We start from the raw sequence: 19149 nt of genomic DNA, 5'->3' as shown, positions 1-19149 counted from the left end.
TGCCCCTTACTTCTCTTGCCAACTGTAGACATATTCTTTGTTCTCAACGCTATCGAGTTCGTCAGAGAACTGCAGTGCGTGGCGAGTATCGATCATCACCGCCACTTCATCGGTGAACTTTTTCTTATGCGCTTGCCCAGCCTTAAACGCTTTAGGATGAGGCCCATGCGTGAAGCCCGCAGGGTGGAAAGTCACCATGCCCGCTTCAATATTGTCGCGACTGAAGAAGTCACCAGCGTGATAGAACAGCACTTCATCGTAGTCGTCATTGTTGTGATAGAACGGTACTTTCAATGCGCCCGGATCACTTTCAATCGGACGCGGCACAAAGGTACACACCACAAAGCCTGCGCCAACAAAGGTGGTGTGTGCAGACGGCGGCAAGTGGTAGCGATGTGACATCAGCGGTCTGATATCGCGCCAGTTCACTTTCACTACCGCCAAGTCACCATGCCAACCAATCGCGTCTAAAGGGTTGAACGGATAAGTGATCACGCTGACTTTGTCGTGGCGTTTCACCTGAACTTGGGTTTGTTTTTCGGAGTACTGAGCGCGGAATTGATCATTGATCGATGGGATTTCAAGAACCGCCGGATCAAACACCGCGTGATTGCCGACCATGCCCTTCTCTGGCAAGGAATAAGCGGCGTCGGTGTTCTCAATCATCAGGATGAACATTGGTTCGTTTGGCTCCAAGCGCCAATTGGTCGAGCGCGGGATCATCACGTAATCCCCTTCACTCACCTCTAAATGACCATAATCGCAATAGAGATCAGCCCTGCCTTGATGAATGAACAGCAGCTCATCACCGTCGGAATTACGCACCAAGAAATCCATCTTCTCATCCATGCGCCATACGCGAATTTTGCAGTCCGCGTTATGCAAAAGATGAGGCACGGCCCAAGGAGTTATCTGGCTGGCTTTGTCCACCAGCGTAAAATCAAAAGCGCGAGGGCGTAAGTCGCCCTCCCACTCAGACCAACCTGTTGGAGCATGTTGGTGATGGAAGTGAGCGGCAGGGCCGAAGAAACCACTTCGGCCCGCCTCTCGCTCATAGATAGCCTCTTCGGGGAAATCAGCATGCGCTTGTTTAGAGCACACCCCCTCCCGATGAGGAAACGAGATCCATTTATGCATCGTCTAATACTCCTCGACGAATCTGGTCCTCTTCGATCGATTCAAACAGCGCCTTGAAGTTGCCTTCGCCAAAGCCTTCGTTGCCTTTACGCTGAATGATCTCAAAGAACACAGGCCCAATAACCGTCTGTGTGAAAATTTGCAGCAAGATGCCGTCTTTGGTCGGCGCACCATCAATCAGAACGCGTAGGTCGCGTAGCAGGTCGGTATCTTCACCGTGGCCTTTCACACGATCGTCAACTTTCTCATAGTAAGTATCTGGGGTAGGCATAAAGTCCATACCGCGATCACGCAGAGTTTTCACTGTTTTGTAGATGTCATCCGTAGCAAGTGCGATGTGTTGGATGCCTTCACCGTTGTATTCGCGAATGAACTCTTCAATTTGTGATTTGTCGTCTGAAGACTCATTGATAGGAATGCGGATCTTGCCACATGGTGAGGTCATTGCGCGGCTTACAAGGCCTGTCAGCTTACCTTCAATATCGAAGTAGCGAATCTCACGGAAGTTGCCGATACGCTCATAAAAACCAGACCATAGGTCCATATTGCCTTGTTTCACGTTGTGCGTGAGGTGATCGATCTCGTAGAGACCCACGTCGGCTTTCGCCATGCGCTCTCGCGCGTCATCATAGAATCGGAAATCAACGTCGTAGATGCTCTGCTTGCCGTAGCGATCCACAAAATAAAGCAAACTTTCACCGATACCGTAAATGGCAGGAATGCTCAGCTCCATCGGCCCTATTTCTGTTTTGTACTCTTCACCACCGCCGCTGAACGCCTGCGTCATTGCCGTGGTTGCATCGTTCACACGAAACGCCATGCCACATACCGAAGGGCCGTGAATTTTAGCGAACGCTTCCGCTTGGCTGTGTGGCTGCTCATTGACGATAAAGTTGATGTCACCTTGTCGATACAGCCAAGCCTCTTTTGAACGGTGCTTAGCAATCTCGGCAAAACCAAGTGACACAAACAGCGCTTTAAGTTGCTCAATTCCCTTGTGGTCGACAGCTGTGTATTCAACAAACTCGAATCCATCCGTACCAAGCGGGTTGTATGACTCCACCATGAACTTTCTCCTTGTACCTATCGGTCTTGTATTACTTTTTTTTGTGAAATGGTTGTGTGTTTTTTGTCCTTAATTAAATTTGGCTCACAAGCGGAAAGATTGGAATGCATGGAAGGAAATGAGCAATCACGCTAAAAACTCGGCAACTTGTAAAAAAATTGTTACACGAAGACAATTAAGGAATGAAAATGAGTGCTATCAAGGGATTGAAAGGTGGTGGTTTGATTTACAATCGAGGAATGGATGTTATTGAATTGTTACACACATGGACTTTTAAGCGAAAGGGATAAATTCGACCGAGTGCCGCCTTCGATGTTATCGGAAAAAGAAGGCGACTTTTGAACTTCATCAATTTAAAGAGTTACAGACGAGATACTCTTGAACGCATAGAAAGCACAGACATTAAACTGATGAGCACTAATAACCCGGTACCGGCACCACTACGTTCAACATCTTCAGCGCTATCATCACTTCTTTCAGCAATGTCTTCACTTGTCGCTCCAGATATCGGGATAAGTTTCACTGCCACCACCCTCTCATCACCCACTCCATCATTACAATAAGCAAAGTGCGCGGTTGAATCATAAGCCATAGAAGAGGAGCTACTTTCACTCGCAAAACATTGTATTGCCGTCCCAGAGATAACACCCGCGTCATTAATGTCGGTTGCGTCCAATATCCTAAAGTGGTTGTTAGCATCACTGTAGTCACCACCGTTAGTTAGGTCGTCTAACCACCAAGCTTGATCATTATATCTTGCACGTCTATCAGCATCGGTACCAGTGTCGTTATAAGGGAAAATGAAGCCGCGATGCCTTCTTTCATGGCCGTCTACTTCAGAGTGAGTTTCTGCGTCAACATAGCCAACAATTTCATTGTAATTATTGATCTCACTTGCTTTTCCTTCTGCACTATCAAAGAAAATGTCTTCACCTAAACTTGCGAAGAATGTGGCTGTTGGCTTTGTGTCATTCGCATCAGCGACAAACATACGATTGTCAGACACACGATCCGACGCATAATCACCATCTCGTTTTGCATAACCAATAACCATCATGTTTTCATTAATATCTGTTGCAACAGAATTACTGTGAATGTATGAATCACTCACTTCTACCGTCGCATTAGCGATAAATGTCGTCGTCCAAGCATTTTCCGAAACGCTGAAATTTGACGTACTGCTTGGCCTAAACACAGCAGCCTGCATAAGAAAGTTATCAGAATCATCTAGATCTGTATTGTAACCAACTAAAACAGGATAAGCGCTATATGTCCCTCTAGATAAAATCGTTGCAGCCCTCACACTCGCCTGTGCTGAAGCTTCATCATCGTTGTAAGAGTAATAGGTCGAACTGGTTTCCCAATCGGATACAGCAAAACGGTTTCCATCATCATTGGGGCCATTCGCATCGGTTATATTCCAAACAAAAGCTCGATTAGCAAAAGCAAAGTTCTGACACTCTGGATATAAAGCAGGCTCAATATCTCCATCGATACAATTATCTAGATCCTCTGCATCACTGTCGGATGTGTACGGAGAGTCATAATCTTTGTATCCATCACTGTAATAAAAAGTCGCAACGGACGCGCTTCCGACCACATAGCTTTCTCCTTCATAACTGAAAGAGTCAAAAGCCATCGTTCTTCCCATTTGGGAAATTATATTCGCTTCGCCGTCAGCATCGCTGATCGTAATACTGGTATCGGCTTCAGGTTGGAGAACCGTAAATTCAGTGCCTGTATCGTAGTAACCACGCTGTCTATACAACTGAATATATTGGTTGTTATAGCTGTAGTAACCACTGCTGGTGTTACCAAGAACAAAACCATTCTCGTCAACTTTAGTGATCACCTTCTCCTCTGTTCCATCAACAAAGGAATAACTATAACTGCTCACATCAGGTGGGTTACTACCGACATCCGGGATCTCGCTTAACGAGTAAGAGTCATAAAAAGCCGTGGAATTCGCCTGATAACTCAACTCGTAATATGCATCACGCTCATTTTTCAAGCCTCCAATACCAGCATCCTCATCGCCATACCACAACAAAGAACTCCAAGCTTCACAAGTCGCGTAGCCAAGTTCGCTCGTGCAGTAGCTATAGATATCGTCATAATCCAAATAGTAGAACGTATTATCGAGACCTAAAGGGACCTCCTCTTTAAAGGAAAAACCTGGTTCTGCATTTTGAGCTTCCCCTGCGAATGCGTAGTCGGTGTCACCACAACTGGTACTAAAGCAATCAGTTGTACCAAGCTCTGGTTCAACTGCAACCCCATACACCGATTCCGTTTCTACTGGTGATTCCTCTAAAACCACCCTATAAAGCGCAGCGTTACTATAAGAAGCAACCAACAACGTAGAAGAGACAACGACTGATTTTTTTACCATTGCCTTCATTCTACGGCTCCTAAAAAATAATCCATTTCAATACCAACGATAGCTTTCTGCCTTTATTGCTAAAGGCATTAAATTCATGAGTTCAATAGTGGACTAGGATAAAAATAGAAAATGGGGAAACTATGTAGAAACAATGGAGGTTTAAACAACCTGACTTGATGGGCTGTGATCTGATGCCCTATCAAAGTTAAACGCTAACTTTCATCTCCTAGATTTATCCATTTTCTCTGCTAATTTGATCGCTAACCTATTTGCGTCAAAGAAATACACTTATATTTGGTTACGAATAGGAATTAAATTATGAAAAAAATCACGACAGCATTGCTTTTACTGACATCGACATTCGCGCTTCAAGCGTGTGCTGAAAGCCGTGAAGGTCCAAGAGAAATGCCAAGCTTTGAAGAAATGGATGCAAACGGTGATGGCGAATTACAATTAGAAGAGCTCAGAGGTCCACTCGCCGATGACTTTGACAAACTAGACGCAGATGGAAGCGGTGGTCTATCGGAAGAGGAAGTTCCGCCGCCACCACCAAGACGTCAATAATTGTTAGAGGGTTATCCAAAAATAGAGATAATTTAATGCGAGCTGACGGGGTATAGCACCCTGTCAGCTCGCTATTCGTTTCTAACAAAAAGACGCTTATACATGGCTTAAGATGAATAAAGAAATCAATGTCCACATTTCCCACACGATTGGGGATTAATATTGGTTTAACTCACTTTCGTCTTAATTCATTTTACTGTCCTAATTCACTTTAACTGCTGGAGAGAACGTGCGCATATCAATTTTCACTAAACTGTTTGTTTCAATACTAATGGTATGCGTGACCATGCTCTTTGTACTCACCTATTTTATTAACTCCAGTTTTCAAAGAGGGCTCCAAGATTTCACAAATAATAATGAGATTGCCCTAGCTCAAGAACTCGCCAATAACTTAAAGCAATATTACTCACCTTCCGAAAAGTGGAGGCGGCTAGAACGTGAACCACATTTAATCGCCAGTAGCATTGGTGGTCCCTCACGGCCACATGCTCGTGACAGACACCCATCGCCACCACCATTAAGAGAGCCGGAAGCGCCAGGTCTTCAACCTATTTGGCAACGACTCAACATTTTAGATCAAAACGGGCGAGCTATAATTGGACCTCCTGAAAACCTACATCACCTTGAAGATGGTCAGCATCAAGCACTAGTCGAAATAACACGGGATGAGCAAGTGATTGGGTATATCTCCATCATCCAGATGGATGAAATATCAGGGCCTTTAGCTGAAAGCTTTTTCAAACAACAAACGACGCATGTAAGCACTATCGCATCGATTACCGTGTTGCTTTCATTCCTTATCGCTTTGTTTCTTGTTAGGCGATTTTTGAAACCATTGCATGCTTTGTCGAAAGGTGCCAAATCTATCGAAAATGGCGATCTCGATTTCTACATTGAAAAAAGCGGCAATGATGAATTGTCCGATCTCATCGGAATATTTAACGGTGTTGTCGAAACACTAAGAAAACAAAAAACACTTAGAGAACAGTGGTTATCGGATATTTCACATGAACTTAGAACGCCTATCACCGTGCTTAGAAGTGAACTAGAAGCGCTACAAGACGGTATCCGATCACCTGAGCCAAAATATATCGACTCGTTACACCGACAAATCATCACACTGGGTCAACTCGTTGAGGATCTTCATCAACTCTCCCTGTATGACATCGGATTTAACCTCAATGTTAAAAACAACGTTGATATACATAAACTGATTAATTCTGTGATCGTTCAAAACTCGATCCGTTTAGAACAGAAAAGAATCACATTAACAAAGCACTATAACCATTCAGCCCCACTGTTTACCTCGTGTGATGAAAGATTACTGACACAACTGTTTGTGAATCTGTTGGAAAATAGTGCACGATACACTAGCGATAATGGGCATGTATCGATAGATGTTACCGACATTAGTGATAGTATCATTATCAACGTTGAAGACAGTGATCCAGGTGTACCTGATGCATCACTTCCGCGTTTGTTTGAGAGGCTTTACCGCGTTGATAAATCGCGCAGTCGATCAAGTGGCGGTTCTGGGCTTGGCTTATCTATCTGTAAAAATATCGTTGAAGCGCACCAAGGACACATTACTGCCGACCACTCAGAATTGGGTGGACTACGAATCATCATAGCGTTGCCAAAGGAAATAAAATCGTGATTTTAGTCGTCGAAGATGAGCCTGCATTAGCAAGTGTATTGTGTGAGTACTTAGAGCACTCTGGCCTTGAAAGTCATCATATTATCGATGGTAGTCTTGTCATCGACTGGGTAAAGCAAGCATCGCCTAAACTCATTATTCTCGACCTCATGCTACCCAATCGAGACGGGTTGGATATTTATCGAGAGCTGAGAACGTTCAGTGACATTCCAGTGGTTATGGCGACAGCCAAGGTCGAAGAGATCGATCGACTCGTTGGGCTTGAATTGGGTGCAGATGATTATATATGTAAGCCGTATAGCCCGAGAGAAGTGGTCGTGAGGGTGAAAAATATTTTGCGCCGTTCCAGCAAGCCCCAAGCCACGTCAGCAACGAACGAAATTGATATTGATGAATTGAGTATGACCGCCGTCCTATGTGGTATTAAGCTAAGTTTAACGCCAGCTGAGTTTCGGCTTTTGCACCTTCTCTATCAAAATGTTGGCCGCATTTATAGTCGCGATCAATTGATTGATAAAATCTACGACGATAGAAGAGTGGTCAGCGATCGCACTATCGATAGCCATATTAAAAACTTACGCAAAAAAATGGTCTCGATAAATGAAAAATGTGACTTCATCAAATCCATTTACGGGATAGGTTACAAACTAGAAATAGAATAATACGAAACAAAAAGCCGCTGTAGTCAGCGGCTTGATGAGTTCTAGAACGAACCTAATTCGAATATAAGATTCGCGTTAATCCCAGTTGAGAATCGACCAATTCGGTTGATCAGCTAACGCTTTCAAACGCGGGCATGGGTTTACCAGATAAGAAAAATCAGCGTGTTCACACAAAGGTAAGTCGTTGATTGAATCCGTATAAAAGTGGATATCTGAGTAGTTGGTTTCTTGATTTTCTAACCACTCTTTCAAACGCGTTACTTTGCCTTCACGGTAGCTTGGTACACCAGAGATCTGAGACGTGAAACGGCCTTGATTTTCGACCAAATCGATACCGAGTGCGTTCTCGATACCAATCTTGCGACCGACCGCTTCTACTAGGAAAGTGACGCTAGCCGAGATGATCAACATGTCGATGTCATCATTCTCTAGCTGCTCAATCAATGGTTTCGACTGTTTGAACTGCTTAGGCAAAATATGCTGCTCAACACACTCTTCAACCAAAGCGCTGACTTGCTCTGTTGGCATATCCGCGAGTGGCTGCATGGAAAACGTGAGGTAATCTTCCATGTTCAGCTTACCTTCCGAATACAAGCCCATTAAGCGCTTATCTTCTTCGATAAAGTTCGGCGCAGTGGCAATGCCCTTTTCAACCAAGAACTCATTCCAGAGCATCGCTGCATCGGCATTGATCAGCGTTTCATCCATATCAAATACATACAAAGGTTTGAACATCTTAGGCTCTCACAGGTTGAATTTCGTTAAGGTTAAACAGGAGTTCAAGTTGGCTGCCGTTTGCCAACAGTCGTTCAGAGGAGCGGTTAAGTAGGTCGACGGTTAATTCACACTCATCAACGTCCACTTGGTAGCGAATCACGTTACCCAAGAGCTGGTGGTTACGAATGGTGCCCGTTTTCGGCGCGGAGATATGCTCGCCATACTGTCGACCTTGCTCTTTAACGTAGATAGATTCAGGTCGAATCGCCACCTTCCATTCGGTTTCAATGTTGAACAGCTGCTTGGCCTTGTTCGCTTGCACCAAATTGTAATGCCCCATGAACCCTGCCACGAACTCATTGGCTGGCTGAGTGTAGATCTCTTCAGGTGTGCCGGCTTGCACGATCTCGCCTTTATTCATCAAGAAGATACGGTCAGACATGATCATCGCTTCTTCTTGATCGTGAGTCACGAAGATCGTGGTCAGGTTCATCTCTTTTTGGATGTCTCGGATCTGTTGGCGCAGATGTTTACGGATCTTCGCATCCAACGCTGAAAGCGGCTCATCTAGTAATAATATACGAGGCTTAACCACCAAGGCTCTTGCCAAAGCCACACGCTGACGCTGACCGCCTGATAGTTGATGTGGGTAGAACTTCTCTTTGCCCGTTAAGTCCACCAGCCCAATCACTTTCGCGACTTCACGCTTAATCTCATCGGCAGCAAGCTTTTTCATCTTAAGGCCAAACGCAATGTTGCCTTCAACCGTCATATTCGGGAACAGCGCATAAGATTGAAACACCATACCGATGCCACGCTGTTGCGGCACTTGGTGAGTAATCTCTTCACCGTTAACCCAGATTTCGCCACCATCAACAGGATTCAAACCTGCCAAGCTGCGTAGCAGCGTTGATTTACCGCAGCCACTCGGGCCAAGCAGAGTAATGAATTCACCCTTCTCGATGGAAAATTCAATGTCTTCAAATACTGTATTGTCACCAAAACGCTTGGTGAGGCTTTTCGCATTTACATAGCTCATTATTTTGTTCCTTGGCTGAAACGACTTGCCAACCAAGTCAGTAAGAAAATAAACAGGAAGTACGTCATCACAAGGGCTGAAGTAAAGTGACCGCTGGTTTGACGCATGTTGTATAGGTAGATTTGCAGCGTCTCGTAACGTGTACCCACCAAGATGTTGGCGAACACGAACTCGCCCAATAGGAACGAGAATGACAAGAACAGCGACGCCATTAAGCCTTTCTTAAGGTTTGGCAGAATAATCAATAAAAGCGCCTTGGTGGTGCTTGCGCCGAGTAGGTGAGCAGCGTCCATCAAGTCGTGCAGGTTGATCGATTCAAAGCTGTTGGCAATCGCACGGTACATAAATGGCAGCGCGATGGTGAAGTAGGTACCAATCAGAATCCATGGTGTGCCTATCAGTGAAATTTCGCTATCGGCATACAGCTGAAGTAAGCCAACCGATGACACCACAGGCGGCACGGCGAAAGGCAATAAGATCAGGATATTCATTACTTTGTCGAGCTTCGGGAAATAGTAAAACACCACGAAAATCGCAGGCAAAACCAACACCACACTCAGTGACAGCGCCGCCACACAGATAAACAGTGAACGACCAAAGGCTTGTAAGAAGCGAGGATCCGTCAGTAGGTTGATGTACCAATCCAGAGTAAAGCCATCAGGTAGGATCGTGGCGCCCCAACGCGAAGAAATCGAGTAGATGAAGGTCGCTAAGATCGGGATCATCATGATACCAACGATCGAATAGACCACGGTTTTATGAAAGCGAGTATTTACGGTGTTCATTACTTTCTCTTCCCTGCGTAGCTTTTGCTGATCAGCCATTGGTTAATCACGGTGATGAAGGCCAACATCGCCATCAGAATCACGGAAATGGCGGCTGCTAGGTTGGGCTCTAGGAACAAGTCGCCCGATACTAAGCTCGCGATTCGAATCGTAATCACGTTGTAGTTACCCGAGGTCAACGCATACACGCTCGCATACGCGCCAATCGCATTAGCAATCAAGATGATGAAGGTGCCAAACAAGGCAGGAGATAGAACAGGCAGCGCAATTTTGGTCCAGTATTGCCAAGTTTTCGCACCAAGCAATGCTGAGGCGGCTTGCCAGTCATCGCTAAGGGCATCAAACGCTGGATACAGCAACAACACCGCTAATGGGATCTGGAAGTAGATGTAAATCGCCAGTAAGCCCCACTTGCCGTAAAGGTCGAAATAGCCCAGCAAGCCGTACTGCTTGAGCAATAAGGTAATCGCCCCATTGGTGCCTAAGATGATGATGAAGGCAAACGACAGAGGCACACCAGAGAAGTTGCTGCTCATGTTGGTAAACGCAATCACCGCATCGCGGATTTTAGAATCGACGCGGCGCAATGAAGAGACCAACAGAGTCGCAATCGCTAAGCCAACAATGCTCGACCAAATCGACAGCCATAAACTGTTGCCGAAGGCCTGCATCATGAAGGCAGAATCGAATATTTCAGAATAGTTTTCGAGAGAAAGCTCATCGTCGTAAAAGAAGCTGTTGATCAGCACCCAAACCATAGGTGCCAGTTGGAACAGATAGAAAAACAGTGCGAAAGGCGCAAGCCACAAAGCGGGCTTGAAGCGTTTGAACCAAGATTTGGTTTGAGGTTTAAGCGCAGAGCCATCGCTCTGCGTGATTACAGAACTGCTCATAGGGCCAACAATTCCTGAGTGTAAGATTTATCGTGTTCAAGGTTAAGCAACTGACACACGCTGCCGCAAATGTCGGTCTGTTTCACTGCACATTCTTGGTGTGTGAACTTATCGCCAATCACAAAGAATGGCACTTCACGCTCTTCAGGTAGAATGCCACCGTGAGACAAGTCATTGTTCATGCCGTGGTCACTGGTGATGATCACCTGATAACCATCGTCTACCCATTTCTCAAGGTAGTTCGACAGGCAGATATCCGCACCACGTGCACTGTTGCGGTACTGGCGAGAATCCAACCCATGCTTGTGCCCAATATCGTCAATGTTCATTGGGTGAATCAACAAGAAGTCAGGTTGATGAGTGACACGCAGGTGCTCTGCATCCAAGAACAAGGCTTCATCTGGGTAGTGATCCCAGTGGTAGAAACAACCGTGTTGAATATTCATGGTTTCATCGTTGGTAAAACGATCACGTACGGCGTCAAACGGCGCTCGGTTATACAACTCGCTCACCCAATGATATGCCGCTGCAGCCGTCACTTTGCCTTGCGATTTCGCCAAGCTAAAGATCGACTCGTGATTCGATAAACGCACGATTTGGTTGTTAACAATGCCACTCTCAACAGGGCGAACTCCGGTTAAAATGCACTCATACAGTGGGCGTGACATGGACGGCAGTTCACACTGCATTGGGTAAAGTGTGGCGCGCAGCTTGTTTTTTTGTGTGCTCATGATTTGCGAAGTGCCCTGTTGATTTTGGGAAACGCTGTGATTACTGTTTTTCGAGTCACTAAGTTCTAGAAGGCCGTTCAGGTAGCCCATGCAATCACGGGCTACCTGATAATTCAGTCCATCTAGAACAACAAGGATAACCTTATTGCTCATGGTTTATTCTCTATTGCTTGTTTCTATAAGCCACCCGTTACAGGTGGTATGTTAAGCGGGGTTATTGCTGGTGAATCAATACGCTTTCTTGCCATTGACGTGGTAGGCGACGTGCTGATTTTTCCCATGCTGAGAAGTCAGTGACTGGATGAACGTTGCTGTATTGCTCGTTCGAGATCAGCTTGTCTTGTACTGATTGAGGTAGCGTAACGCTGCTACGGATTGGACGCGCGTAACCTTCTGCTAGGTTGATTTGGCCTTGGTCGCTGAAGATGTATTCACGAGCCAACTTCGCCGCGTTCGGGTTTTTCGCGTATTTGTTGATGATGGTGGTGTAACCAGAGATCACTGAGCCGTCTTGTGGAATGCTTACGGTAAAGCGCTCACGGTCGATCTTGTCGCGGTAGTTCAGTGCGTTGAAATCCCACATGATCGCTACTTCCACTTCACCTTTTTCAAGGTTCGCGATGCTTGGATCTGTGTAAGACAGACGGCCTTGCTTCGCTAGTTCACCAAAGAATTTAATCGCTGGTTTTAGGTTTGATTCGTCACCGCCATTAGCAAATGCAGCCGCTAGAATCGCGTTGTTAGCTTGCGCTGCTACGCCTACGTCACCAACTGTGACTTTGTAGTCGCCTTCTAGTAGGTCACCCCAAGATTTGGGTGCATCTTCAACAAGGTTGTTGTTTGAAATGAACGAGATAGTGCCTGTGTAAGCCAGTGCCCAGTGACCATCTTTGTCTTTAGCCCAATCTGGAATGTCATTCCAAGTGGTTGGCTTGTATGGCTGCGTTACGTCTTTCTGAACAGCGACACGTGCAAAGGCGAAACCAACATCACCGATATCCGCGGTTGCGTTTCTTTTCTCTGCTTCAAATTTAGAGATCTCTTGTGCCGAGCTCATGTCTGTATCCTGATGCTTCAAACCGTAGTTTGCTTTCAGATCAGCCCATGTGCCTTTCCAGTTTGCCCAACTGTCTGGCATACCCACACTGTAAACCGCACCCTCTTTTTGAGCGGCTTCAATCAGTGACTCAAGATCAGCATCCTTCGCCATCGCTGGCATTGAAAGTGTTGCCGTTATTAGCGTTGCGCCTATCAATTTTCTTGGCGATACAGTTGAACGGCTAAGCAAAGTTTTCATTGTCTCTATCCCTCTGGACTAGGTCAGTAAGTTCGTTTTGTATGCTATCGCCGGAGTGTGACGCTTTCGCGCAAGTTATTTGACAGTTAGGATGCATTTCCGTGGCAGTTATATTTCACCCATATGACAGTAAGCCTTTGTTTACTGTCACATTCCTGTTAACTCCATGGTTTACCTTATTAAGTACACGAACTTATGGACTAGATCAGCAATGAGAACATTGGGTACAGGGCAATCAGGGACACAGCTAGGCAGAATTAAGGCAAGCATTAGAGAACAGCTTCAATCAGGCATCTTCACCGAGGGGCAAAAACTGCCATCCGAAAGAGAACTCAGCGAGCTATTTTCCACCACACGAATCACGCTCAAAGATGCGCTGGTGTCATTAGAAACTGAAGGCCTGATATACAGAGAGGAGCGCCGAGGCTGGTATGTGTCACCCGAACGGATTCGCTATAACCCATTGTCCCGTTCTCACTTTCATCAAATGATTCGCGAACAAGATCGCATCGCAGAAACAAGACTGCTCAGCACCCGCACAGAGATGGCGTCAGGCGATTACGCCAAAGCATTAGAAATAGAACAAATAACCCCGATACACGTGATTGAGCGATTACGCTTTATTGATGGCAGAGCGGTACTGTTTGTTGAAAACGTCTTAAAAGCGCCGCTGTTTGAAAAGGTATTATCGGAAAATCTCACTATGTCACTAACAGGCATCTACCGAGAAAAATACGGCTACGAGACCCAACGTTCGCGCTTTGACGTGGTTCCTACCTCTGCCCCTGCACATGTCGCCAAGGCACTGAATTTGGCAGAGGGTCAACCAGTTCTTAAGATCTGCCGAGTGAACTACAAGCAAGATGGTGAGTTAATGGACTGCGAACTGGAATACTGGCGACCCGATTCTGTGGTGATCCATATTGATAGTATTGGTTAGCACGTAAGACATAGGTTAGAAAATAGGAAACCAGCACATACAAAAACTCCGACTGATTTAGTCGGAGTTTTTTAACGGTCGAACCTTGAAGTTGAACAATTAACTCAAATCATGAATCGAGCTTAAGGAACTGTCTTACCCTTGCTGAGTCTGGGTTAGTGAAAAACTTCTCTGGGTTGGATTGCTCAATCAAGATGCCCTTCTCAAGGAATACCACCTGATCCGACACCTGACGCGCGAATTCCATCTCATGAGTCACTACCACCATGGTGTAGCCCTCTTGCGATAGCTTCTTCATCACTAGGAGTACCTCTTCGACCAATTCAGGGTCTAGCGCCGAGGTTGGCTCATCAAACAACAATACATCCGGTTCCATCGCGAGCGCCCTAGCAATCGCGACACGTTGCTTTTGTCCACCCGATAACATACTTGGGTAGCTCTCTAGCTTATGAGACATGCCCACCTTATCGAGTTGCTTACGAGCCATCTCTTCAGCGTCAGGCTTCGCTATTTTCTTCACGTGTACCAGCGCTTCCATGACGTTTTGCAACACGGTGAGATGCGGCCATAAGTTGAAGCTTTGAAAGACCATCCCAAGACGCTCTCGAAGTTTCGCCAACTCTTTGTATTTGAGCGGCTTACCCGTTTCAGTGTTGATACCAATACGCTCATCACCCATAAAAATCGTGCCGCGTTCTGGTTGTTCTAACCAGTTCATGCAGCGTAATAGCGTCGATTTACCCGACCCAGACGATCCGAGAATACTGACCACATCGCCTTTGTTAATGGTGAGGTTGATGTCTCGTAACACTTCGATGCCATCAAACTGTTTCGACAAGTTTTCAATGTTGATGATCGTCTCGCGTTCTTCCAACAGTGGCTCGCACTCAATCACTTCCAAACTCACTCCCGAAGAGGGGTTAATCGGTGCTTCCGTTTCAATAATCTCTGATTGTTTAAGCATGGCTAAGCCCTCTAAGTTCAACTTTGGTTTGGATTCGTTTGGTAATGGTTTCAAGTGCAATACTCACAGCCCAGTAGAGCGCGATCGCAATGATGAAGGCATTCAATGGGATGAAGTAGGTCGATTGAATACTGTTGGCTGCCGCGGTAATTTCTGCGACGGTGATGATGCTAAGAAACGCGGTGTCTTTTAAGCAGATGATAAGTTGGTTAGTGATCAGAGGAACCGACTTAAATAACACGTTGGGGGTGATGACTCGGGTGAAGGTTTTGAGTTTAGAAAAGCCATAAGCGTGCGCCGCTTCGATGTAGCCAGGCTCTAACCCTTTACGCACACCGCGGAAAATCTCACAGAAATACGTACCATGATAAAGGCTGAGCGCGATGATTCCCGCTGTCACTGCATCTAGTCGAATGCCAATCTGAGGCAAACCGTAATAGAGCAGGTAGGCTAAGATCAGAAACGGTAAGGTACGCATCATGCCTATCAAGCTGTTGATGGTGTACTTAACACCGAGTCTCGAGTTTTCGAGACAATACAACAAACCAATACCTATGACGAAACTCAAGATTGAAGACGAAACAAAAAGATAAAACGTGGTCACAAAACCAGAAGCAAACAGCTCTTTTTGTTGCCAGATAATATTCCATTCTTCCATATTTACTCCTTAAATTTACCCACTCAATGACGCTTCACAAGCAGGTAAATGGTGTTGCTGACCAAGTAGTTATGACGGCCAAACTGTTGCTGCTACTGTTAACAGCTGTATGCACTTATTGCTGCAGATAAGTGGCTCGGTTTTCAGCCACAGCTTGCAACTTCACCAACACGCCAATAATCAACATGTAGATGGCACCAGCACATAAGATTGGCCCGAGTGGCTCATAGGTAACCGCTGCAATTCGGTTGGTGACACGGGTTAGATCCACGATACCGATCACTGCAATCGCTGGACTGCCTTTGATTAAGAACGACATCTCATTGACGAGCGCAGGTAAACTCATGATCACCATCTGTGGGAACATGATTCGGCGGAAGTAAGTTATGCGTCGCATGCCAATCGCTTCGGCCGCTTCCATTTGCCCTTTTGAAAAGTTAAGAAAGGCATTGCGCCAAATTTCCGCATTGAATGCCGATGTGTTGAGCGTGAGCGCTAAGATGGCAGAAACGTGTTTATCTAAATTGATGCCAAATGACGGGAACGAAAGAAAGATAAACAGAGCCAGTGTCACCAAAGGTGTTGCTCGAGCCCAACTGACATAGATACCCAGCATTTGATCCACAAACGGGATTTTCATCATTCGAATCAAGGCAATGACTAGCCCGATGACGACTCCTAATACAATCGAGACTGCCGATATCCATGCCGTAGCCCACGCGCCCTGTAGCAACTGTTCCCAAGCGTAATAATCCATAAACGACCTCTTTGATAAACGACTTCTTTCGATAGGTTTTGCGCAAATGATTCATGGGTTAAACCGCTTTGAACCCATTGGCATGGACACAAACAGCGGTTAACTGTTTGTGTCAGCGCATGCTTATCCATCTATTGGACTGCTGTTAGCTTGTGATACTGCTCAACGGAAGTGATGGCCTCTGAAGGCAGTTGGTCGAACGACTCACCGAACCACTTCTTCTGCAATTCCGCCATTTTTCCGGTTTGCTCTAGGTGCAGGAAAAACTCCGTTAGATAAGCCAAAAGCTCAGGGTTCTCTTTAGGAACAGGCCAGCTCACGAAACCAGGACCAGACACCGCCTCGCCTTTTTTGAATACCTTCGACTTGGATTTCACCACCTCGTTAACGGACACGACACTGTTGATCACATAGTCTATTCGGCCGATTGCCAAGTCGGAATACGCTTCTGGGTATGATTGATACTGAACAACTTTGCCCAAAGACTTACCTTGTGCTTCGAGCATAATTTCTAGCTCTGGAAGCCTTTCTAGCAAAGCACTGCCCGCTTGTAAGCCCACGGTTTTGCCATCCAAATCCGCTACCGTATTAATGTCTTCCGCATCAGCTCTGGTTAAGAAATAATGCTGCGCTGACGCGATAGGAGGTGTGAAATCAAAGGCCTTCAAGCGAGCATCGGTAATGATCGCGCCAGTTAACGCCACATCATATTGACCAGCAGATACCGAAGCGAGTAGTCCTGTCCAAGGTAAGATCTCTTGCTCGATATCGAACTTCGAATATTCACGTAACTCATCAAGCAAATCTTTGTTAATCCCCGCAGGCTTACCGCGGTCGATATAGTTGAATGGAGAGTAGTTATCTTCTGTCGCCACTTTCATGAAGCCTTGCTTTTCGATGGCTGCAAGCTCCGAAGCTTGTGCGCCCCCAAAACAACCCAGTACAACCGTTGCTGCCGCAGTTGAAACCCATGCCTTCATCGTCATTCCCTGTTTCATACGCTTTCCTTATCGAGATTATTTGCCTGCCTTTACTTTATGAACGGAATGCATCGAAGACGTAGAGCCAATTTAATTTTCAGGTTGGGACAGAGCAGTTTTCTAGTTTGGGACAAAGTAATTTTCGGGGTTGAGAGAGAGCAAAAAACTGTCCCTAGAACATCAATATGAACTCTGGCGCACTTCTTGCTCTTTTACACAGACTGGACTGAGGTTCACTGAGAATAAGGACTGTATCTCATGGCGATAAATCACAATTGTTTCATCGAGTTTGATTCTAAAAGAAGCCTGCAAGAACAAGTACGTAGCTATTTGGTGACGGCGATATTGAATGGTATTTTTCCGGCTGAACAAGCGCTGCCATCTTGTCGTAAGCTGTCTAGCCAATTGGGCGTTTCACGCAATACTGTCTCCTTGGTATACGACAGTTTGCTCGATGATGGCTACCTCATCAGTAAGCCTCGCAGTGGCTATTACCTTTCAGAAAAGTATCAAAACCCGAGTGATACTATCGACGAGAGTTTGGATCATTTTGAATCAACCGACAGCGACAATGCACCGGATTGGAGCAAACGCGTTAAGCTGCAATTGGGCCAATACCCACGCATCGTCAAACCCTCGCATTGGAGCTGCTACCAATACCCATTTATTTTTGGCCAACCCTCGATCAATGACTTCCCATTAGCTCAATGGCGAGAAGCGACAAGAAAGGTCACCTCAGACCCACACGATCACCGCTGGCTTTGCGACAAGGTCGATAAAGACGTCGATATGCTGGTGGAACAGATACGCACGAGAGTGCTCCCACAGCGCGGTATTCATGCTCAAAGTGATGAGATCTTAATAACCCTAGGCTCGCAGAACGCACTCTATCTGCTCTCAACCTTGTTAATGAATCACCAGAGCCGAGTTGGTGTCGAGAACCCCGGTTACAAAGAAGCGAACCACATATTTAACCTCTCTGGCGCACAGTTACACCCTCATCAAGTTGATGAACAAGGATTGAGGTTCAATGAACACTCTTCACTGTGTGACCACTTCTATGTCACACCTAGCCACCAAGCACCTACTGGCGTAACCATGAGTGATGAACGTAGAGCTCAGTTACTTGAGATGGCTAAAGCCAATGATGCAGTGATTATAGAAGATGACTATGATGCCGAGTGCAACGTGGAGTGGAACCCAAAGCCTGCGCTGAAAGCCAGTGATAAAGAAGGACGTGTCATCTACGTCAGTAGCTTCTCTAAGCTACTGGCACCCGGCTTGAGATTAGGCTATATAGTGGCACCTGAAGAGCTAATATACGACCTTAGAATACTGCGTAGGTTGATGTATCGACACGCACCAAGCCGCGTTCAAATGGAAGTGGCTCACTTTATTGAACAAGGCTACTACGACAGCTTTGTGAGGCGTTTTAGAGAAAACACGCGCCAACGCTGGAAGCTGATCAACGATGCGGTCTTAAAGTACTTACCAGACTGCAAGCGACTGGCTCAGAGTGAGCAAGCCAACTCTTTGTGGCTACAAACGCCGAGTCACATCAACAGCCAGCGCTTAGCGTCACGAGCCGCACAAAAAGGGATTTTGATTGAGACAGGATATTCTCACTTCATGACCGATTCCGAAACCAAGTTGAGCAATGAAACTTCATCCGAATTTGATCCTAATTCTTATTTCAGATTAGGGTTTCACGCGATCGACAAAGACTTGATCGCACCCGGCATTAAAGAGCTATCAGAGGTAATGAAGAGCTAGCATCGCGTTTTATGGACGTTGTTATTCAAGAAAATGACGTAAAAAAGAGCATCAATCGATGCTCTTTTTCGTCTATACCTAATCAATTAAAAGCTAGACACTCAAAAGCTAAGCACTCCGGAAAAAATAAGCACTTTGAAAAGGAC

Annotated in this window: 18 protein-coding genes; 5 read left to right on the top strand and 13 right to left on the bottom strand. The window is 45.9% G+C overall.

From position 1 onward, the window contains the following. Positions 1–6: 6 nt before the first annotated feature. The 3 genes from L0992_21250 to L0992_21240 form a co-directional block, all read right to left on the bottom strand. Entirely contained in the window at positions 7–1137 is a 1131-nt protein-coding gene (locus L0992_21250; GenBank protein ID XGB68927.1) for a homogentisate 1,2-dioxygenase, read from the bottom strand. Further along, positions 1130–2203, bottom strand: coding sequence for a 4-hydroxyphenylpyruvate dioxygenase (gene hppD / locus L0992_21245; GenBank protein ID XGB68926.1), 1074 nt, complete (start codon positions 2201–2203; stop codon positions 1130–1132). Before hppD ends, L0992_21250 begins: the two co-directional genes overlap by 8 nt. Before the next feature lie 361 nt (positions 2204–2564). Then, on the bottom strand, positions 2565–4604 hold the full coding sequence (locus L0992_21240) for a DUF3466 family protein (GenBank protein XGB68925.1): 2040 nt from the start codon (positions 4602–4604) through the stop codon (positions 2565–2567). Between the two features lie 300 nt (positions 4605–4904). Between L0992_21240 and L0992_21235 the strand changes: the two genes are divergently transcribed. From L0992_21235 to L0992_21225, 3 genes are all read left to right on the top strand, one after another. Then, positions 4905–5150, top strand: coding sequence for a hypothetical protein (locus tag L0992_21235; protein XGB68924.1), 246 nt, complete (start codon positions 4905–4907; stop codon positions 5148–5150). A 286-nt stretch (positions 5151–5436) separates the two neighbouring features. Continuing rightward, a complete protein-coding gene (locus L0992_21230; GenBank protein XGB70399.1) occupies positions 5437–6807 on the top strand; it encodes an ATP-binding protein in 1371 nt (456 codons plus the stop codon). Next, complete coding sequence (locus L0992_21225; GenBank protein XGB68923.1) at positions 6804–7469, top strand: response regulator; 666 nt, start codon at positions 6804–6806, stop codon at positions 7467–7469. Before L0992_21230 ends, L0992_21225 begins: the two co-directional genes overlap by 4 nt. Before the next feature lie 75 nt (positions 7470–7544). On the opposite strand, the gene L0992_21220 is transcribed toward L0992_21225, so the two are convergent. From L0992_21220 to L0992_21195, 6 genes are all read right to left on the bottom strand, one after another. Then, complete coding sequence (locus tag L0992_21220) at positions 7545–8204, bottom strand: HAD-IB family hydrolase (GenBank protein XGB68922.1); 660 nt, start codon at positions 8202–8204, stop codon at positions 7545–7547. Between the two features lies 1 nt (position 8205). Further along, a complete protein-coding gene (locus tag L0992_21215; protein XGB68921.1) occupies positions 8206–9225 on the bottom strand; it encodes an ABC transporter ATP-binding protein in 1020 nt (339 codons plus the stop codon). Further along, the gene (locus L0992_21210) at positions 9225–10010 is read right to left on the bottom strand and encodes an ABC transporter permease (protein XGB68920.1); all 786 of its coding nucleotides are present in this window, start codon (positions 10008–10010) and stop codon (positions 9225–9227) included. The genes L0992_21215 and L0992_21210 overlap by 1 nt, the downstream gene beginning before the upstream one ends. Continuing rightward, entirely contained in the window at positions 10010–10903 is an 894-nt protein-coding gene (locus tag L0992_21205) for an ABC transporter permease subunit (GenBank protein XGB68919.1), read from the bottom strand. Before L0992_21205 ends, L0992_21210 begins: the two co-directional genes overlap by 1 nt. Then, positions 10900–11787: an alkaline phosphatase family protein gene (locus tag L0992_21200; protein XGB68918.1), complete on the bottom strand. Its 888-nt coding sequence runs from the start codon at positions 11785–11787 to the stop codon at positions 10900–10902. The genes L0992_21205 and L0992_21200 overlap by 4 nt, the downstream gene beginning before the upstream one ends. A gap of 61 nt (positions 11788–11848) precedes the next feature. Further along, a complete protein-coding gene (locus L0992_21195; GenBank protein XGB68917.1) occupies positions 11849–12931 on the bottom strand; it encodes an extracellular solute-binding protein in 1083 nt (360 codons plus the stop codon). 211 nt (positions 12932–13142) lie between these two features. On the opposite strand from L0992_21195, the gene L0992_21190 reads away from it, so the two are divergent. Further along, a complete protein-coding gene (locus L0992_21190; protein ID XGB68916.1) occupies positions 13143–13871 on the top strand; it encodes a UTRA domain-containing protein in 729 nt (242 codons plus the stop codon). Positions 13872–13980: 109 nt separating this feature from the next. Here the strand turns inward: L0992_21190 and L0992_21185 are convergent, their stop codons facing one another. The 4 genes from L0992_21185 to L0992_21170 form a co-directional block, all read right to left on the bottom strand. Next, entirely contained in the window at positions 13981–14727 is a 747-nt protein-coding gene (locus L0992_21185; protein XGB70398.1) for an amino acid ABC transporter ATP-binding protein, read from the bottom strand. Positions 14728–14827: 100 nt separating this feature from the next. Then, positions 14828–15493: an amino acid ABC transporter permease gene (locus L0992_21180; GenBank protein ID XGB68915.1), complete on the bottom strand. Its 666-nt coding sequence runs from the start codon at positions 15491–15493 to the stop codon at positions 14828–14830. A gap of 115 nt (positions 15494–15608) precedes the next feature. Next, positions 15609–16250, bottom strand: coding sequence for an amino acid ABC transporter permease (locus L0992_21175; protein ID XGB68914.1), 642 nt, complete (start codon positions 16248–16250; stop codon positions 15609–15611). Between the two features lie 131 nt (positions 16251–16381). Beyond that, the gene (locus tag L0992_21170) at positions 16382–17248 is read right to left on the bottom strand and encodes a transporter substrate-binding domain-containing protein (protein XGB68913.1); all 867 of its coding nucleotides are present in this window, start codon (positions 17246–17248) and stop codon (positions 16382–16384) included. Between the two features lie 240 nt (positions 17249–17488). On the opposite strand from L0992_21170, the gene L0992_21165 reads away from it, so the two are divergent. Then, on the top strand, positions 17489–19003 hold the full coding sequence (locus tag L0992_21165; GenBank protein ID XGB68912.1) for a PLP-dependent aminotransferase family protein: 1515 nt from the start codon (positions 17489–17491) through the stop codon (positions 19001–19003). Positions 19004–19149: the final 146 nt, after the last annotated feature.

It is taken from the genome of Vibrio pomeroyi (assembly GCA_041879425.1).
GTDB lineage: Bacteria > Pseudomonadota > Gammaproteobacteria > Enterobacterales > Vibrionaceae > Vibrio > Vibrio pomeroyi_A.
This window is presented reverse-complemented; position numbering and strand designations above follow the sequence as displayed.